Genomic DNA, 15,993 nt, shown 5'->3' with positions numbered 1-15,993 from the left:
CAACCTCGCATCAGTTCAATCCTCCGAAGTCCCGCCAAAGCCATACTGTTTGACAAGCTGGGAAAGCCGCGGGCGCTTCATGCCCAAGAGCACGGCCGCGCGCGTGATATTCCCACGACTTTCGTCGAGCGCCCTAGCAATGCACTCGCGCTCGATCTCGCGCTTCATGTCGCTGAGGCTGACCCCTCCTCGGACATGCGCGTACGCGAGCTCCAGTGGCGTGCGATCCGCGGGCATCGAGGATGGCTGAGACTCCGGCGCCGCCCGCTCGGGCGCAGACGCGTGAGGTGCGCTGGGAGGCTCGCTGGAATGGCTAGCAGGGTGCGTGCCAGCCCTCGACGTCATCGGCGTGCTCGTCGGTTCCGCGGCGTCGAGGTCCCGCAGCCCCTCGACGTTCGTGGTGAAGTCCTCCAGCTCGATCACCTCACCGTCCGCGAAGATCGCCGCAGCGCGCAACGCGTTCTCGAGCTCGCGCACGTTGCCCGGCCATGCGTGCCGCGACAGGGCCGTGATCGCCCTGGTGGAGAGGCGCTTCGGCGCCGTGCCGCGCTCCGCGGCGATCCGCTCCAGGATCGCCGCGGCGATCACCGGCAGGTCGCGCGGGCGCTGCCGGAGCGCGGGGACCTCCAGGACGACCTGCCGCAGGCGATAGTAGAGATCTTCCCGGAACTCGCCGCGCGCGACCATCGCGCGCAGGTCGCGGTGGGTAGCGCAGAGGATTCGGACGTTGGCGCGCAGCGGGGTGACGCCGCCGACCCGCTCGAACGTCTTGTCCTGGAGGACGCGGAGCAGCGCGACCTGCGTGCGCGGCGAGATGTCCCCGATCTCGTCGAGGAAGAGCGTCCCGCCCTCGGCGAGCTCGAAGCGCCCGCGGCGGCGCGCCGCCGCGCCGGTGAACGACCCCTTCTCGTGCCCGAACAGCTCCGACAGGAGCAGCGTCTCGACGAGGGCGGCGCAGTTCACCTTGACCAGCGGGCCCCCCCGCCGCGCGCTCACCTCGTGGATCGCCTCGGCGACGAGCTCCTTGCCGGTCCCGCTCTCGCCGTGGATCAGCACGGTGGCGTCGCTCGCGCCGACCTTCTCGATCTGGTGGACGAGGCTGAGCAACGCGGGCGTCGTCCCCACCATCCGCTTGAGCGCGGGGGCGACGGCGGACGGCCGCGGGGCGCGCACCGAGGCCCGCGCGCACCCGGCGCACGCGATCGATCCGCAGAGCTCGCAGCCCCTCGGCTCGGCCTCCGCGGCGCTGCGCGCGCACGCCTCCAGCCGGGTGAGCTCCGCGAAGCTGCGGCGCGAGAGGAACCGGCGCGAGATCTCGGGCGGGAGCGACTCGGCGATCCGGTCGCGGAGCGAGAGCGCCGCGTCGAGGTGCGATCGCGCGGCCGCGGGCTCGTCCTCGGGGGCGTGCGGCGTCCGGTCCACGGACGACGCGTGGTGCAGCAGCACGTGCGCCTCCAGGGCGCGCTCGCGGTTGTGCGCCTGGCGCGACAGCGCGAGCGCCTCCGCGGCGGCCTGCCCGAACGGCTCCCCCGCGGCGCGGGCGCGCAGCGCCTCGAGGAGCGCGACCTCGGCGCGCAGCCAGTCGGAGCTCGCCTCGGCGCGCGCCCGCTTGATCATGTGCGCCGCCTGCAGGAGGTCTCCGTCGTCCAGCGCGATGCGCGCGGCGATCGCGTAGCACTCGCCGAGCTTCGAGCCCGCGCCGTACGCGAACGCGGCGCTGAGCTCGGACCAGGCGTCGGCCGTGCGGCCGCACGCGAGGTGGATCTGCGCCGCGACGTACGCGACGTGCGTGATCCGCACGCCCGGGATGACGTGACCACAGACCTTCCGCGCGAACGCGAGCGCCTGCTCGGCCTCCTCGATCAGCCCGAGCTGGAGCCGGATCTCGGCGAGGTTCGCGATGAGGTTCACGAGCGCGACCTTGTCGCCGATCTTCCGGAAGATATCGATCGAGCGCTCGAGGAGGCGCAGGGCCTCCGGGTACTCGTGCTTCAGGTGCGCGATGACCGCGAGGTTCGTGAGCGCGTAGCCGGTCGCGACGCGCTCGCCGCGCCGCTCGCCGTCCGCGAGGACCCCGGCGAGCATGGAGCGCGCCTCGTCGAGGCGGCCGCTCGAGAGCATCGCGATCGCGCGGTTCAGCCGGGCGCGCAGCTCGCTCACGTGCTCGCCCGCGCACGCCGCCTCCCACGCGTCGGCCGCGAAGTGCACCTCCGCCTCGGCCCAGGCCTGCTGCGCGAGGAGCAGCTTGCCCAGGATGTTGCGCGCCTGCAGGCGGGTCGCGATCTCGCTCGCGCCGGCGAGCCCCTCCTCCGCGTGCCCCCTGGCCGCCGCGAGATCGCCCGTCTTGCAGCAGAGCTCCGCCATCTCCACGGCGCCGCGCGACCGCTCCGCGGGCGTCGCCGCGCGCGAGAGCGCCCGCGAGAGCACCATCGCGGCCGTCGTCAGGTCGCCGCGCGCGCTCGTCGCGCGGCCGTGCACGAGCAGCGCGGCGAACGACTCGCGCTCGCGCATCGCCGCCGAGGAGAAGTCGATCGCGAAATCGACGTCGCCGAGCCGGAGCGCGAGCTCGGCGGCGCGGAGCAGCCGCTCGCCCGCGGCGGCGCGGTCGCCGGGGAGCGACCGCATCGAGCGCGCCCAGCGCTGCCAGAAATCGGCGCGCGCCGACGGCTCGCCGACCGCGGCGATCGCCTGCGTCGCCGCCGCCTCGGCGCGGTCGTCACGGCCCAGCGAGGCGAAGAGCTCGCTGGCGCGCGAGGCGCTCCACGGATCGGACGACTGCGCCTCGAGCGCCTCCGCGACCGCGAGCACGTCCTCGGGATCGACGCCGGCCGGGTCGACGACCGCGCGCCGCGCCGCGACCCACCCGCGATCGTCGACCTCGATCAGGCCGAGCGCGGAGAGCTCCTGGAGGGCGCTGTGGCGCGCCACGTCCCCGAGGCCCTGATCCGCCCGCCGGTCCGCGATCAGGCCGAGCTGCGCGGACGCCCAGGGCCGCTGGCTGAGCGCCAGGCGATCGAGCAGCCGCCGGGCCGCGCCGCCGGGCGGCTGGCGCGCGGGGCGCTGCTCGGGCGGCGCGCCGAGCACGGCGGAGCACCAGCCCTCGAGGGCGTCGAGCCGCTCGAGCCTCGCGACGACCCGGCGCTCCGCGTCCGCCGCGGCCGCCTCCCAGAAGCGGTGCAGATCGTCCGGCGAGGCGACGGCGTCGATCGTGAGCGCGCTCGTCCACGGCCGGATGGCCGCGTCGCTGCACACGATCACCAGCGCGGCGCTCGAGCCCCCGGCGATGAGGCGCGAGAGCTCCTCGAGCACGAGGCTCCCCCAGCTCGTCGGCTCCCCCTCGGAGACGAGCAGGATCGCGCCCTGCGCGGCGGAGCCGATGCCCTGCGCGGCCGCCGCCGGGTCGGCGGAGACGACCCCGCAGCGCAGCGCGAGGTCGCGCCAGGGATCCCGGTCCGCGGCGTGCGCGGCCGAGATCAGCGAGCGCCCCACGCCCCGCGCGCGACGCGCGAGGTGGGAGCAAACCGCGTCCAGGACCGACCGCTGTCCATGGACGTGGAGCACCCCACGGGACGCGGCGTCGAGGACACGCTCGTCGAGCGCCCGGAAACCTCCGGCGTCGCTCGTCGTGGCGGAAGAAACACTGGCTGCAGCGACTGATCCCAAGGCACCAAAAGCGTACCTTCGCGCTGGACCTCGCATCAACGAATCCCGCGGTCGAACATCGATAAGTTCGTGCCGCGTTGGTGGAAAATTCCAGCGTAGCTACTTGCTTCCGTCCAGGGCCTGTTCGATGGCGTCGAACGCGTCGGGAGGCGCTTCGCCGAGGGCGCGGGCCAGCGGGAGCTGCGTGGCGGCGGCGGCGACGTAGAAGGGCACGAGGTGCGGCGCGAGCCGGCGGAGCGTCTCGAGGTGCCGCGCGACGCCGGCCGCGTCGCCGCGCCGCACCGGCCCGGTGAGCGCGTCGGGCACGCCGAGCACCTCGACGTTGTCCGCGACCGTGCGGAGCAGCGGGCCGAGCATCTCGGCGGCGGTCTTCCGATGGATGCCGGCGCGCTCGAGAAGATCGACCCCGGCGGCCGCCAGCGCGGCGGCGCCGTTGGCGACGAGGCCCGCGGCGGCGTGGTAGGCGACGCGGTCGAGGCCGGGGAACGTGCGCGGGGCCATGCCGAGGCGCACCCCGAGCGAGCGCGCGACGCGCACGGCGGCGGGATCGCCGTCGACGTGGAGCTGGCCGCGATCGAGGAACGGCAGGAACGCGGGCGAGGCGAACGAGATCATCGGGTGCATCTGCGCAACCGAGACGCGGTCGCCGCGCACCGCCGCGAGCGCCTCGGGGCCCAGCGCGCCGGCGCAGTGCACCACCGCGACGTCCCGGTGGCCGACGAGCCCGCGGTCGCGCAGCGCCTCTGCGCAGGGCGCGATGTCGCGATCGCGCACGGCGAGGATGACGAGGTCCGCCTCGATGCGCTCCGCCGGCAGCCCATCCCGGGCGGGCCTGAGCGTGACAGGCATCCCCGCGTCGCGGATCGCGCGCGAGAGCCCGCGGCCCACCTTGCCGCCGCCGTAGATGAACACCTCCAGAGGCGCGCCGTCATCGCGGCGCATCGGCGACGGGCGCGTGCTGTCCATATCGTTCATGGCTTGCTCCCGTAGAGGCCGTGCGCGAGCGCGTAGTCCAGCACCGCGCTCGGCACGCGCTGGCGGACGGCCTCCAGATCGCCCGCGGCAAAGGCGCGGCGGACGTCGCTGCTCGAGATCTGCGGGAGCAGCACGTCGGCGGCGCGCAGGGCGGGCCGGGCGACGGCGGCCGCGTCGTCGGGGTGCGCCGCGACGGACGCGACGAAGCCGGAGCGGCCGAGGACGATCGGCGGCGCGATCTGCTCGATGCGATCGAAGCGGTGCCACCGCGGGAGATCGGGCAGCACGTCGGCGCCGACGAGCAGGCGCATCGCCCAGCCCGGGTGCGCCGCGGCGAGGTGCTCCAGCGTGCGCAGCGTGAGGCTCTCGCCGCCCAGCTCGCGCTCGACCGTAGACACCGATACGCCCGGGAGCCAGCCGAGGGCGAGGTGGCACATCGCCAGGCGGTGCTCGAACGGCGCGAGCTCCTTCGAGAACGGGTGGCGGTAGACGGGGACGACGAGCACCTCGTCGATCGGCGCGACGGAGATCGCGTAGGTGGCCGCGAGCACGTGCGCCACGTGCGGCGGGTTGAAGCTGCCGCCGAAGATGGCGACCCGCCGCGCCTCGGACGGGCGCGAGGGCGGCGCGCCCGCGCGCGCCTCAGCCGTGCGAGCCACCTTGAACCCTCAGCCTGGGGCCGGCCGCGGACGGTCCCACGATCTCGCGCGCGGTCACCGCGCCGCTCGCGTTCATCACCTCGATCCGCACCCCGCCCTGCCCGTCGTCGAGGAGCGCCGTGCCGCCCTCGGAGCCGATCGGCCCCGGGGAGAAGAACGTCCGCGGGCCGACCTTCTTGATGAGCGGCCCCGAGCTCTTGCCGAACACGAGCAGGGACGCGGCCACGATGTCCTCCTCGTCGAGCGTCGCCTTGTCGAACACGAAGAGCGCGACGCGCCCGTCCAGGATCTCGATCGTGCGCTGGCCCGGCGGCAGGCTCATCAGCACCTTGAGGCGCAGCCGCGCCCGCTCGGACGCCACGAAGGCGTCGATCGCCTCCGGGGTCGACGTCGCGCACCGCGCCGCCCGCTCGAACAGGGCGCCCTCGGTGGGGTTCGCGCCAACCAGGCTCTGCGCCCAGCCCTCGACGACCCGCTCGAGGGCGTCGTCGTCGGCGACGTAGATGACCCGCTCGGCGTGCCCTTCATCGAGCAGGTGCTGCGCGCCACGAGCGAGCGCGGGCAGATCACCCTGTGCAGGGCCGAGGACGCCGAGGCGCATCGGCGACAGCATAGATCAGCGCCCCAACCGGGGGACACCTTCTCCGCTTCGCGCGATCGCGCGGCGCCTCCCTCCTCCACGGCGCGCGGGCGTCTGCTAGCGTCCGCGCATGTTTCGGCGAGGTCGCGCGCTCCGGGATCCGGTCACCATCACCCTCGACGGAGCGGCCGTCCCGGCGGAACGGGGGGAGCCGCTGGCCGTGGCGCTGATCGCCTCGGGGCGCGTGACGCTCGCGCGGAGCCCGAAGCTGCACCGCCCCCGGGCGCCGACGTGCCTGCGCGGCGGCTGCGACGGCTGCCTCGCGCGGGTCGACGGCGTGCCCAACGTGATGACGTGCCTGCGCCCGGCGACCGGCGGCGAGCGCATCGAGGTGCAGAACGTCGTGGGCTCGCGGCAGACGGACCTGCTCCAGGTGACCGACTGGTTCTTTCCGCAGGGGATCGACCACCACCACCTGATGGCCGGCGTCCCCGGCCTGTCCGCGGTCATGCAGTCGATCGCGCGCAAGCTCGCGGGGCTCGGGCGGCTGCCGAGCGCGGCGCTCGCGGCCGAGCCCGCCGCGCGGCTCGACGTGGACGCGGCGGTGATCGGCGCCGGGCCCGCCGGCGTGGCGGCGGCCTCGGCGCTCGCGTCACGGGGGCTCCGCGTCGCGCTGATCGATGACGGCCTCGCGCCCGCCGGGTCGCTCGCCGGGGCGCCGCGGCGCGCGGCGGAGCTCCTGGCGCGGCACCCGCTCGCCGGCGTCCACGTGCTCTCCAGGCACGTGGCCGCCGGCGTCTACCTCGGCGAGCTGCTGGTCGCCGGCGACGCGGGCGCGACCGTGATCAGGGCGCCCGCCAAGGTCTTCGCCACCGGGGCGCACGACGGCGTCGCGGCGTTCCCGAACAACGATCTGCCCGGCGTCTTCTCGGCGCGCGCGCTCTGCCGGCTGCTCGCCCACGGCGTCGAGCCGACCGGCCCGATCGCCCTCGCCGGCGAGGGATTCTGGGCCGACGAGCTCGCGGGCGCGCTCGGCGACCGCATCGCGGCGCGGATCCCGCTCGCCGCGCTCGCCGCGGTGAACGGGATCTCGCAGGTGAAGGGCGTGACCGTGCGCGAGGCGCCCTTCGAGCCCGACAGCCCGACGACCGACCTGAAGGTCGTGGCCGTCGCCGTGGACGCGCCGGCCGCGCCCTCGTTCGAGGTCGCCGCGCAGGCAGGCGCGCGCGTCCAGGCCGACCCGCGCTCTGGGTACGCCGTGCGGGTCGACGCGCGCGGCCGCGCGGGCGACGGGGCGTGGGCGCTCGGCGAGTGTACCGGCGCCGCGCTCGACCTCGCCGCCATCGAGCGGGCGGCGGCGACCGTCGCCGACGACGTGCTGGCGGCGCGCGGCGCTGCCGCCTGAGCCTGCCATCCGGTCGGCCCTGGCCGCGCGGCCACATGAGCCCTCGCTCGACCGGCCCCGGCCGCGCTGGATCGCGGTCGCGCGGCGGGTCAGCCCTCGATCATGAGATCGAACAGGCCGACGCCGCCCGCGATGAACACCACGTCGAACACGCCCATCAGCGCGATGTAGTCGGTGAGCTCGCCGATCGACGCGCCGCCGAAGAGCTCCCGCGTGCCCGCGACCGCGGCGAGCAGGGTGGGCGCGAGCAGCGGAAAGAGCACGCTCGCGAGCACGAGGTCGCGGGCGCGGGTGCGCACGGTCATGGCCCCGAACAGGGTGCCGCTCGCGGCGATGCCCGGCGTCGCCGCCAGGCAGAAGAGCGCGAGCCCCGCGCCCGTCTCCACGAGATCCACCGCGAAGAGGAGCGCCGCCACCGGGATGATGATGGCCTCGACCGCGCCCACGAACAGGCAGAGCCCGAGCGCCTTGCCGGCGAACAGGGCGCTCCTCGCGATCGGCAGGACGAGCAGGCCCGCGAGCGCGCCGTCCTCGCGCTCCCGCTGCCAGGTGCGGCTCAGCGCGAGCACCGACGCGAACGCGACGCTCACCCAGATGACGCCGGGCGCGACCCGCTCGGTCGCGTCCTGCCCCGCGTGGAATGCGAGCGACGCGATCACGGCGACGAGCACCGCGAAGAACCCGCTGGTCGTGACGATCTCGCCCGTGGAGAGCTCGATCGAGAGGTCCTTCCCCGCGACGAGCAGCGCCTGGCGCGCCCAGCCCGGCGGGCGGCGCCCGGGGGGCGCCGCGCGGCCCGCGATCACCGTGGTCTGGGGCGCCGTGGCGTCGGAGGGCACGGCGCGGCTCAGAGGCTCAGGTACGTCTGGTCCTTGAGCCCGCGCTCGTAGTCGGCGAGCAGCCGCATGCCCTCGGTCGGCTTGAGGAGATCCTGCTTGATCGCGCCGTCGACCTGCGCCTTCACCTTCCCGACGAGATCGCGGTTGTCGTACTGCGTCAGCGCCAGGACCTCCTGGATCTTGTTCCCGGCGATCGTCTCCTCGATGTAGTACCCGCTGTCCTCGTCCTCATCGAGGAAGACGTGCACCTCGTTGACCCGGCCGAACAGGTTGTGGATGTCGCCCATGATGTCCTGGTACGCGCCGGTCAAGAAGATGCCGACGTAGTACGGCTTGTCGCCCGAGATCGGGTGCAGCGGGAGCGTGTCCTTCACATCGTTGAGATCGATGAACTTGCTCACCTTGCCGTCGGAGTCGCACGTGATGTCGACGAGCGTGCTGTCGGCCGAGGGGCGCTCGTTGAGCCGGTGGATCGGCACGATCGGGAAGAGCGCGCCGAGCGCCCAGTGATCGAGCAGCGACTGGAACACCGAGAAGTTGCAGATGTACTGGTCGGCGAGCTGCTTGCGGAGCTCCCCGAGATCGTCCGGCACCTCCTCCGGGTCGAGCTCCGACGCGATCTTCTGCATGCTCTCGGCGATCTCCCAGAAGAGGATCTCGACCCGGGCCTTCACGTCCAGGTTGAGCAGGCCGAGCTCGAACATCTTCTGCGCCTCCTCCTTGATCTGGAGCAGGTCGTGCCACGACTCGCCGAGGTTCGGCGAGGAGAGGTTGTCCTTGATGTAGAGGAGGTTCTGGATGAGCTTGTGCTCCTCGGTCTGGATGTCGATCGGCGACATCGGCGTCTTCTCGATCGAGCCGAACGCCTGGACGACCAGCACCGAGTGGTGCGCGACGATCGCGCGCCCGGACTCCGAGACGATGTTCGGGTGCGGCACCCGCTCCTCGTCGCAGATATCGGCGATGTTGTGCACGATGTCGCGCGCGTACTCCTCGACCGAGTAGTTCATCGACGAGTGGAACGTCGAGCGCGAGCCGTCGTAGTCGATGGCGAGCCCGCCGCCGACGTCGATGTACTCGATGCGCTGCCCCATCTTGCGGAGCTTCGCGTAGTAGCGCGTCGCCTCGCGCACGGCGCGCTTGATGATCAGGATGTCCGGCACCTGCGAGCCGATGTGGAAGTGGAGGAGCTTGAACGAGGCGCTCATCCCGGCCTCGTCCATGATCCTGATCGCCGCGAGGATCTCGGCCGTGGAGAGGCCGAACTTCGCGTTCTCCCCGCCGGAGGTCTTCCACTTGCCCGCCCCCTCGGTGAGCAGCCGCACGCGCAGCCCGATCATGGGCTCGACGTTCATGTCCTTGGCGACGCGCGTGATCATCCGCACCTCGGAGAGCTTCTCCGCGATGAGGATCACCTTCTTGCCGAGCTTGCGCCCGATGAGCGCCGTCCGGATGAAGTTCTCGTCCTTGTAGCCGTTGCAGACGATCAGCGACTCGGGGTCGGTGTGGACCGACAGGCCGGCGAAGACCTCGGGCTTCGAGCCGACCTCGACGCCGTAGTGGTAGGTCTTGCCCGCGTCGAGGATCTCCTCCACGACCTCCCGGAGCTGGTTCACCTTGATCGGGAACACGCCGCGGTACGTCCCGCGGAACTTGCTCTCGGCGATCGCCTTGTTGAAGGCCTCGTTGAGCGACCGCACCCGGTGATGGAGCAGATCCTGGAAGCGGATCAGGAGCGGCGTGCGGAGCCCCTGCTCGAGCGCCGCGTCGACGACGTCGCGGATCGCGATCTTGCTGCCGCGCTCCTGGAGCGGCGCGACCGTGAGGTTGCCGTCCGGGCTCACGTCGAAGTAGCCGCGGCCCCAGCGATCGATCATGTAGAGCGACTTGGCGTCTTCCGTGGTCCAGACGCCGGTCTCGGTCTCGTGCGCGCTGCTCACAGTCGTTCTCCTTGGCGGGGCTCGCCGGGGGCGACACCCGCCTTTCTGGGAGGGCCCAAGAGGGGATTCACGCTCAACAGGGGGACGTCAGATCGTCGGTCCGACGCTGGACGGCTGGACACCGCGCGCTGGCGACGCGGCTCAATTACGATAGGAACGCCGGACCTTCAAGGGCAGGCAGCCCGGTCAGGTCCGACATGGATGGGCGCGGTCGGTGGGCGGCGGCTCAGGCCTGGGTCTTCGGGGTCGCCGAGGCGGCCTTCGCCCGCTTCGAGGCCGACTGGTAGAGATCGTAGAGGCGCGGGACGGGGTACGCCTCGAGGCGCTTCTTGTACCCCTGGTCCTTCGACCGGTTCAGGACCGTGAGCGTTTCCTCGATGAGGCGCGCCCGCGTCCCGAACTTCTCCTTCACGGCGCTGAACGTCGCGTGAAGACGGAGGAGCTTCGCGTTCGAGACGTGATCGAGCCCCTTGCTGCCGCCCCGATCCGAGCTGACGCGCCCGAGCCAGAGGTCCTCGGTCGCGAAGCCCTTCACGGCCTCGACGAGCTTCGCCTTGTCGCCGAAGCGCTCCTTCACGATCGCAAGCGGATTCTTGATGGCCATCGCTGATACTCCCACGGGCAGGCGAGGCCTGCGCCGGTCATGCGCGAGATGACTCGCGCGGCATTGAAGAGGGAGCGCGATCTAGCAGAGCGGCCTGGGTCACCGCAAGGCCGCGCTGCGGGAGTCGCGGGAGTTCGGCGAAGCGGCGGGGCGCGCTCCTACGCTGGTCGGGGGCGCTGGTCGGGGGCGTCGACCGGGCGCGTCGCTCGTCGGCGCTGTACTGGGCCCCGGATCATGGTACACGCCGCGCCGATGCTCAACCTGGGGAGCTGGCTCGTGGCGAACGTCGACTGGCTCCGACCGCTGCGGCCGCCGCTCCAGGAAGCGGCCTCCCGCTTCGCCGAGCCGTCCTCCGCCCTGGCGAGCACGCTCCTCAAGGCCCTGTTCCCGGTCGCCGCGTTCATCGCGCTCGCGCCCGTCCTCTGGCTCTTCTTCCGGCGCACCTGGCGGGAGCTCGACGTCGAGGCCCACGAGCACCAGCGGCGCACCCTGGCGGCCGGGGGCTACGACCGCCGCCCCGCCGTCCTGTTCACGATCACCGCGCTCGTGCTCATGCTGCAGCAGTACTACGGCGGCCGGGCCGTCTACGACGCGCACATACGGCCGTGGCTGCGCGAGGTCGAGCTCGCCCAGGCGCTCTCGCCGGCCGGCGCGCTGCTGCCCGTCTCGCTCCGTCGTTACGACGAGCTCTACAGCTACGTCTGGTGGTCGTTCACCCGCGTGTTCGGCTACGTGGCCATCCCGATGGTCGCCTGGAAGCTCTGCTTCCCCAGGGACAGCCTGCTCGACATGGGGCTGCGCGTCCGCGGGCTCGCCAGGCACGCGTGGATCTACCTGCTCTGCCTGGCCGTCGTGGTCCCGGCGGTGTTCATCGTCGCCAGCGCGCCCGACTTCGGGACCTATTACCCCTTCTACAAGCAGTCGTCGCGCTCCTGGTTCGACCTCATCGCCTGGGAGGCGATGTATTTCGCCCAGTTCTTCGCGCTGGAGATCTTCTTCCGCGGCTTCTGGCTGGCCGGCCTGCGGCACACCATGGGCTCCGGCGCGATCTTCGCGATGATCGTCCCTTATTGCATGATCCACTTCGGCAAGCCGTACCTCGAGGCGGCCGGCGCCGTTGTCGCCGGGATCGCGCTGGGGTCGCTCGCGATGCGCACGAAGAGCATCTACTCGGGTTTCCTCGTGCACGTCACGATCGCGCTGCTCATGGATCTCGTGTCGCTGTCGAACCGCGGCGCGCTGCCGCGGACGTTCTGGGCGACGTGACGGCCGCGCGGGCCTGCGCGCGGCGGCTCAGCCGAACGTCTCGGCCAGCTTGCGCATGATCTCCGCGCGGTTCCGGTCCCGGATCTCGCGCCGGTAGAGCGCCTGGAGCCCGATGGCGGCCGCGCGCGCCGCGTCGCGGTGCTCGCCGTCCCACGGGAGCACCGCGAGCCGCCGCCAGAGGATCTTCTCCAGGAGCCGCGGCCTGCGCCTGGCCAGCGCGCCGCTCGCGAGCTCGATGACGCGGGCCGATGTGGGGTCGGCGCGCATGGCGCGCACGAAGAAGCCCACGGCCGCGGTGACGCGGCGGCCGCCGTGCAGCGCCTGTACTCCCGCGTCGCACAGCGCCTCCGCCCGCTCGCGGGGGGTCGCGGCGCGCCGCGCGCGCTCCCGCGCGGCCTGCACCTCGGCGCTCAGCGCGTCCCGGCGCCGCCGCGCGGGGCGCATCTTGACGATCAGGAACAGCAGGAAGAGGGCCGCAACCCCCACGAGCACGTGTCGCCAGCCGATCTCCATCGCGCCCGCCTTAGTACAGCGCCCGGGACGTGCTCACCAGACAGACCTTCCGCCGCGACGCCCACGAGCACGCACAGGGGCGCCACGGCGCGCTGGCGCCCCCGCGAGGCGTCCCGGAATGGCGCCGCGGATCGCGGCGTTGCTTCCGCCGCCTCGCTGCGCCGTCCATCCATCCGCTGTTTCCGCCGACTGATTCCGCCGTCTGCTCCTGGTTCCGCCGTCACGGTGCGGTTTGCGCGAGCGGACGATCACAACCTATGCTTCGGCCAGAGATGCCCGTCACATCGACCTCCGGCTCCTCCCTTCGCCTGCCGCTCCGCGCCCTCGCCGCCGCGCTCGGGCTCGCCGCCCTCGCGCTGCACCCGGGCAGCGCGCACGCCGACATCTTCACCTACACCGACGCGGATGGGACGGTGCACTTCTCGAACCGCTCCAGCGGCGACGGGCGGTTCAAGCTGTACATCAAGGGCGACGGGCGCCGATCGCCGGCGCGCGCCGGCGTGAACCCGGTCGCCCCGAGCGACAAATCGCTCGAGCGCTTCAGCCGCTACGACGCGTGGATCCGGCAGGCCGCGACGCTCTACCAGATCCCCGAGGAGCTCGTTCGCGCCGTCATCAAGTGCGAGAGCGACTACGACCCGCGGGCCGTCTCGCCCGTCGGCGCGCAGGGGCTGATGCAGCTCATGCCCGAGACCGCCCTCCGCATGCAGGTGCGCGACGCGTTCGACGCGCGCGAAAACATCTTCGGCGGAACGCGGTACCTGCGCATCCTGGCCAACCTCTTCAACGGAGATCTCGATCTCACCATCGCCGGGTACAACGCTGGCGAAGGGGCGGTCATGCGGTACGGCGGCATCCCGCCGTACGCGGAAACGCAGGCTTATGTGACGCGCGTGCGGACCTACTATGCGCGCTACCGCACCACGCGGGACACGACGCTGGCTTCCATCGAGCCCTGACCGGCTCGCCCGCCTCGGAGCACCTCCGCCCGCCAGCCGAAGACACGGCACACACCGCCCCCGACGGGTGTGTACCGCGATGCTACGATCCGATAAACCGCTGCCCCTGCCTCTCCCGGGCGGGCCCCGAGGGGCGCAGGCGCAGGCAGGCGGCCATCCGCTGACGCCCTCTCTTCTCCGCGCGGACAAGGGTCCACGACATGACGACCACCTCGAGCCTCATCGAACTCACCAAGCGAAACAGCGACATCGCGCCCCTCAAGCCGCCGGTCGACCCGGCGTCGCTCCAGCACGCGCAGCTGCTCGAGATGCCCGACTTCCGGCGGATCCCGGCGTACGCCGACGTGACCGACGAGCAGTTCATGGATCACCGGTGGCAGGCGAAGAAGTCGATCACCCGCCCGGACAAGCTGCTCGACACGCTGCGCGGGATGGTGTCGGACGATTTCATCCGCGACGCGACCGAGGGCTTCGCGCACGCGCCGATGAGCGTCCGGGTCTCGCCGTACATGCTCTCGCTCATCGACTGGAACGATCCGTACAACGATCCGCTCCGGACCCAGTTCATCCCGCTCGCGTCGCGCTTCCTGCCGGACCACCCGAAGCTCGGGCTCGACTCGCTGCACGAGCGCGCGGACGCGCCCGTCCCCGGGCTGACGCACCGGTACGCCGACAAGGCGCTCTTCCTGCCCCTCGACACGTGCCCCGTGTACTGCCGCTTCTGCACGCGCAGCTACGCGGTGGGCATCGACACGGAGGAGGTCGAGAAGACCCACTTCAAGGTCGACGAGGACCGCTGGAAGCGCGCGTACGCGTACATCGCGTCGCGCCCGGAGCTGGAGGACATCGTCGTCTCCGGCGGCGACGCGTACAACCTGCGGCCGGAGCAGCTCGGCGCGATCGGCGAGACGCTCCTCAGGATGCCGAACATCCAGCGCATCCGCCTCGCCACCAAGGGCCCGGCCGTGATGCCGCAGAAGCTCCTCACGGACGACGAGTGGATCGACGCGGTCACGCGGACCGTGGAGCTCGGCCGGAAGCTGCACAAGGAGGTCGTGATCCACACCCACTTCAACCACCCGAACGAGATCACGGGCATCACCCGCGACGCGATGAACAGGCTGTTCGAGCGCGGGATCACGGTGAGGAACCAGTCGGTGCTGCAGCGCGGGGTGAACGACACGCCCGAGACGATGAAGCTGCTCGTGAAGCGCCTTGGGCACGTGCACGTGCACCCTTATTACGTCTACATCCACGACCTCGTGCGGGGCGTCGAGGACCTGCGGACCACGCTCGCGACCGGGCTCATGATCGAGAAGCACGTGCGCGGCTCGACCGCCGGGTTCAACACGCCGACGTTCGTCGTCGACGCGCCCGGCGGCGGGGGCAAGCGCGACGCGCACTCGTTCGAGCACTACGACCGCACGACCGGCATCTCCGTGTTCGAGGCGCCGAGCGTCAAGCCGGGGCAGCGGTACACGTACTTCGATCCGATCGATCAGCTCCCGCCCGAGGGGCGCGCCCGCTGGGCGGACCCGGCGGAGCACCAGAAGATGATCGACGAGGCGCTCCGCGCGTCGCGCTGAGGCGGCCGGGCGCAGCGGGCCGAGCGCGCGTCGCTCGAAGAAACCGGAATCAGGTCGCCTGCCAGCACGCAACTCCATGGTGTGTCCCGCCGACTTCGGAGGGACCCAGCTGGAGGCTGCTACCATGACCCTGCGCATGCCATCGAAGAACCCCGCCGCATTTCATCAGGCCCCCGAGGCGACGTCGCCCGCTGCCCAGAAGCTGCCAGGCCACGGCGATCCGCCGCGCGTGGACGAGCGCCTGGTCCAGGTCGAGAGCCGCGAGGAGATGATCGGCGGCCGCCGCGTGCTCGCCGCGCCCGCGGCCCCTCCCCACGGCGACGCCCACTGCCAGGTCGACGGCGAGGCGCTCTTCCACGTGCGGCCCGGATACGTGGCCTCGACCGACATGCTGACCCGGACGGATGACGGCTCGGACTTCGCCACCGACACGTCGATTCGCAAGGAGGGCAACGACCCGACCACCGGCGCCCGTTACCTGGAGGAGGTCGTGTTCGAGGTCGTCCACAAGCAGCCGCTGCGCGATCTCATCGACCGGGCCGAGCGCCTCACGGCGCGGGGCATCCGGCGGATGTTCGCGCTCTTCGTCCAGCGGCGCCTGGTGGCCGAGTGGTCGCCGGCCGAGCGAGCGTTCCGGCCGCTGCCCATCGACGCGGAGATCGAGGACGCCTGCCTGATCCGGCCGCTGCCGGTGCGGGCGCTGCTCGACCGCGCCGAGGGGCGCAACGCGGTCGCGCGCGTGCTCCTGGACGAGAAGAACCCCGTCCTCGCCGAGGCCCAGCAAGAGGCCTTCCGCAGCGGTCTCGCCGAGGGACACCGCAAGGCGATCGAGCGCCTCTGCCAGGCGCTCCAGATCGAGCTCACCGGCGAGCGACATGCCACGCTCGCGCGCCTCGACGCAGCCGCGCTCGAGGAGATCGCCGCGCGCGTCGCCGCCGAGCGACGCTGGCCTTCCTGAGCACCCGCGCGCAGCCTGGCCGGAGCGCTGGCGAGGTCCGCCGGAG

Annotated in this window: 13 protein-coding genes; 5 read left to right on the top strand and 8 right to left on the bottom strand. The window is 72.3% G+C overall.

The features are described 5' to 3' along the window. Positions 1–15 precede the first annotated feature (15 nt). The 4 genes from WME96_RS12145 to WME96_RS12130 all read right to left on the bottom strand — a co-directional run bounded on the left by WME96_RS12145 (position 16) and on the right by WME96_RS12130 (position 5,898). Entirely contained in the window at positions 16–3,663 is a 3,648-nt protein-coding gene (locus tag WME96_RS12145) for a sigma 54-interacting transcriptional regulator (RefSeq protein WP_437290305.1), read from the bottom strand. A 99-nt stretch (positions 3,664–3,762) separates the two neighbouring features. Continuing rightward, on the bottom strand, positions 3,763–4,638 hold the full coding sequence (locus WME96_RS12140) for a DUF2520 domain-containing protein (protein WP_437290304.1): 876 nt from the start codon (positions 4,636–4,638) through the stop codon (positions 3,763–3,765). Then, positions 4,635–5,297, bottom strand: coding sequence for a nicotinate (nicotinamide) nucleotide adenylyltransferase (gene nadD, locus WME96_RS12135; RefSeq protein ID WP_437290303.1), 663 nt, complete (start codon positions 5,295–5,297; stop codon positions 4,635–4,637). The genes WME96_RS12140 and nadD overlap by 4 nt, the downstream gene beginning before the upstream one ends. Further along, the gene (locus WME96_RS12130) at positions 5,281–5,898 is read right to left on the bottom strand and encodes a hypothetical protein (protein ID WP_437290302.1); all 618 of its coding nucleotides are present in this window, start codon (positions 5,896–5,898) and stop codon (positions 5,281–5,283) included. Before WME96_RS12130 ends, nadD begins: the two co-directional genes overlap by 17 nt. Positions 5,899–6,007: 109 nt before the next feature. On the opposite strand from WME96_RS12130, the gene WME96_RS12125 reads away from it, so the two are divergent. After that, entirely contained in the window at positions 6,008–7,282 is a 1,275-nt protein-coding gene (locus WME96_RS12125) for a (2Fe-2S)-binding protein (protein WP_437290301.1), read from the top strand. An 89-nt stretch (positions 7,283–7,371) separates the two neighbouring features. Here WME96_RS12125 and WME96_RS12120 read toward each other — a convergent pair whose 3' ends face one another. The 3 genes from WME96_RS12120 to WME96_RS12110 form a co-directional block, all read right to left on the bottom strand. Then, a complete protein-coding gene (locus WME96_RS12120; protein ID WP_437290300.1) occupies positions 7,372–8,121 on the bottom strand; it encodes a heme exporter protein CcmB in 750 nt (249 codons plus the stop codon). A gap of 8 nt (positions 8,122–8,129) precedes the next feature. Beyond that, positions 8,130–10,061 (bottom strand): biosynthetic arginine decarboxylase, encoded by a 1,932-nt coding sequence (speA, locus tag WME96_RS12115; RefSeq protein WP_433935609.1) that lies wholly within the window; start codon positions 10,059–10,061, stop codon positions 8,130–8,132. A 226-nt stretch (positions 10,062–10,287) separates the two neighbouring features. Next, positions 10,288–10,665, bottom strand: coding sequence for a hypothetical protein (locus WME96_RS12110; protein WP_433935608.1), 378 nt, complete (start codon positions 10,663–10,665; stop codon positions 10,288–10,290). 234 nt (positions 10,666–10,899) lie between these two features. On the opposite strand from WME96_RS12110, the gene WME96_RS12105 reads away from it, so the two are divergent. Then, a complete protein-coding gene (locus WME96_RS12105) occupies positions 10,900–11,931 on the top strand; it encodes a CPBP family glutamic-type intramembrane protease (RefSeq protein ID WP_437290299.1) in 1,032 nt (343 codons plus the stop codon). Between the two features lie 27 nt (positions 11,932–11,958). Here the strand turns inward: WME96_RS12105 and WME96_RS12100 are convergent, their stop codons facing one another. Then, complete coding sequence (locus WME96_RS12100; RefSeq protein WP_437290298.1) at positions 11,959–12,444, bottom strand: hypothetical protein; 486 nt, start codon at positions 12,442–12,444, stop codon at positions 11,959–11,961. A gap of 272 nt (positions 12,445–12,716) precedes the next feature. Between WME96_RS12100 and WME96_RS12095 the strand changes: the two genes are divergently transcribed. The 3 genes from WME96_RS12095 to WME96_RS12085 all read left to right on the top strand — a co-directional run bounded on the left by WME96_RS12095 (position 12,717) and on the right by WME96_RS12085 (position 15,947). After that, positions 12,717–13,403: a lytic transglycosylase domain-containing protein gene (locus WME96_RS12095; protein WP_061617312.1), complete on the top strand. Its 687-nt coding sequence runs from the start codon at positions 12,717–12,719 to the stop codon at positions 13,401–13,403. Positions 13,404–13,603: 200 nt separating this feature from the next. After that, entirely contained in the window at positions 13,604–14,989 is a 1,386-nt protein-coding gene (locus WME96_RS12090) for a KamA family radical SAM protein (protein ID WP_437290297.1), read from the top strand. 124 nt (positions 14,990–15,113) lie between these two features. Continuing rightward, positions 15,114–15,947: a hypothetical protein gene (locus WME96_RS12085; protein WP_437290296.1), complete on the top strand. Its 834-nt coding sequence runs from the start codon at positions 15,114–15,116 to the stop codon at positions 15,945–15,947. Positions 15,948–15,993 lie beyond the last annotated feature (46 nt).

Origin of the sequence: Sorangium sp. So ce406 (genome assembly GCF_051474675.1) — a bacterium.
In the GTDB taxonomy this organism is placed as follows: Bacteria; Myxococcota_A; Polyangia; order Polyangiales; family Polyangiaceae; genus Sorangium; species Sorangium cellulosum_G.
Note: the sequence above shows the minus strand (reverse complement) of the source record. Positions and strands in the feature narration are given on the sequence as shown.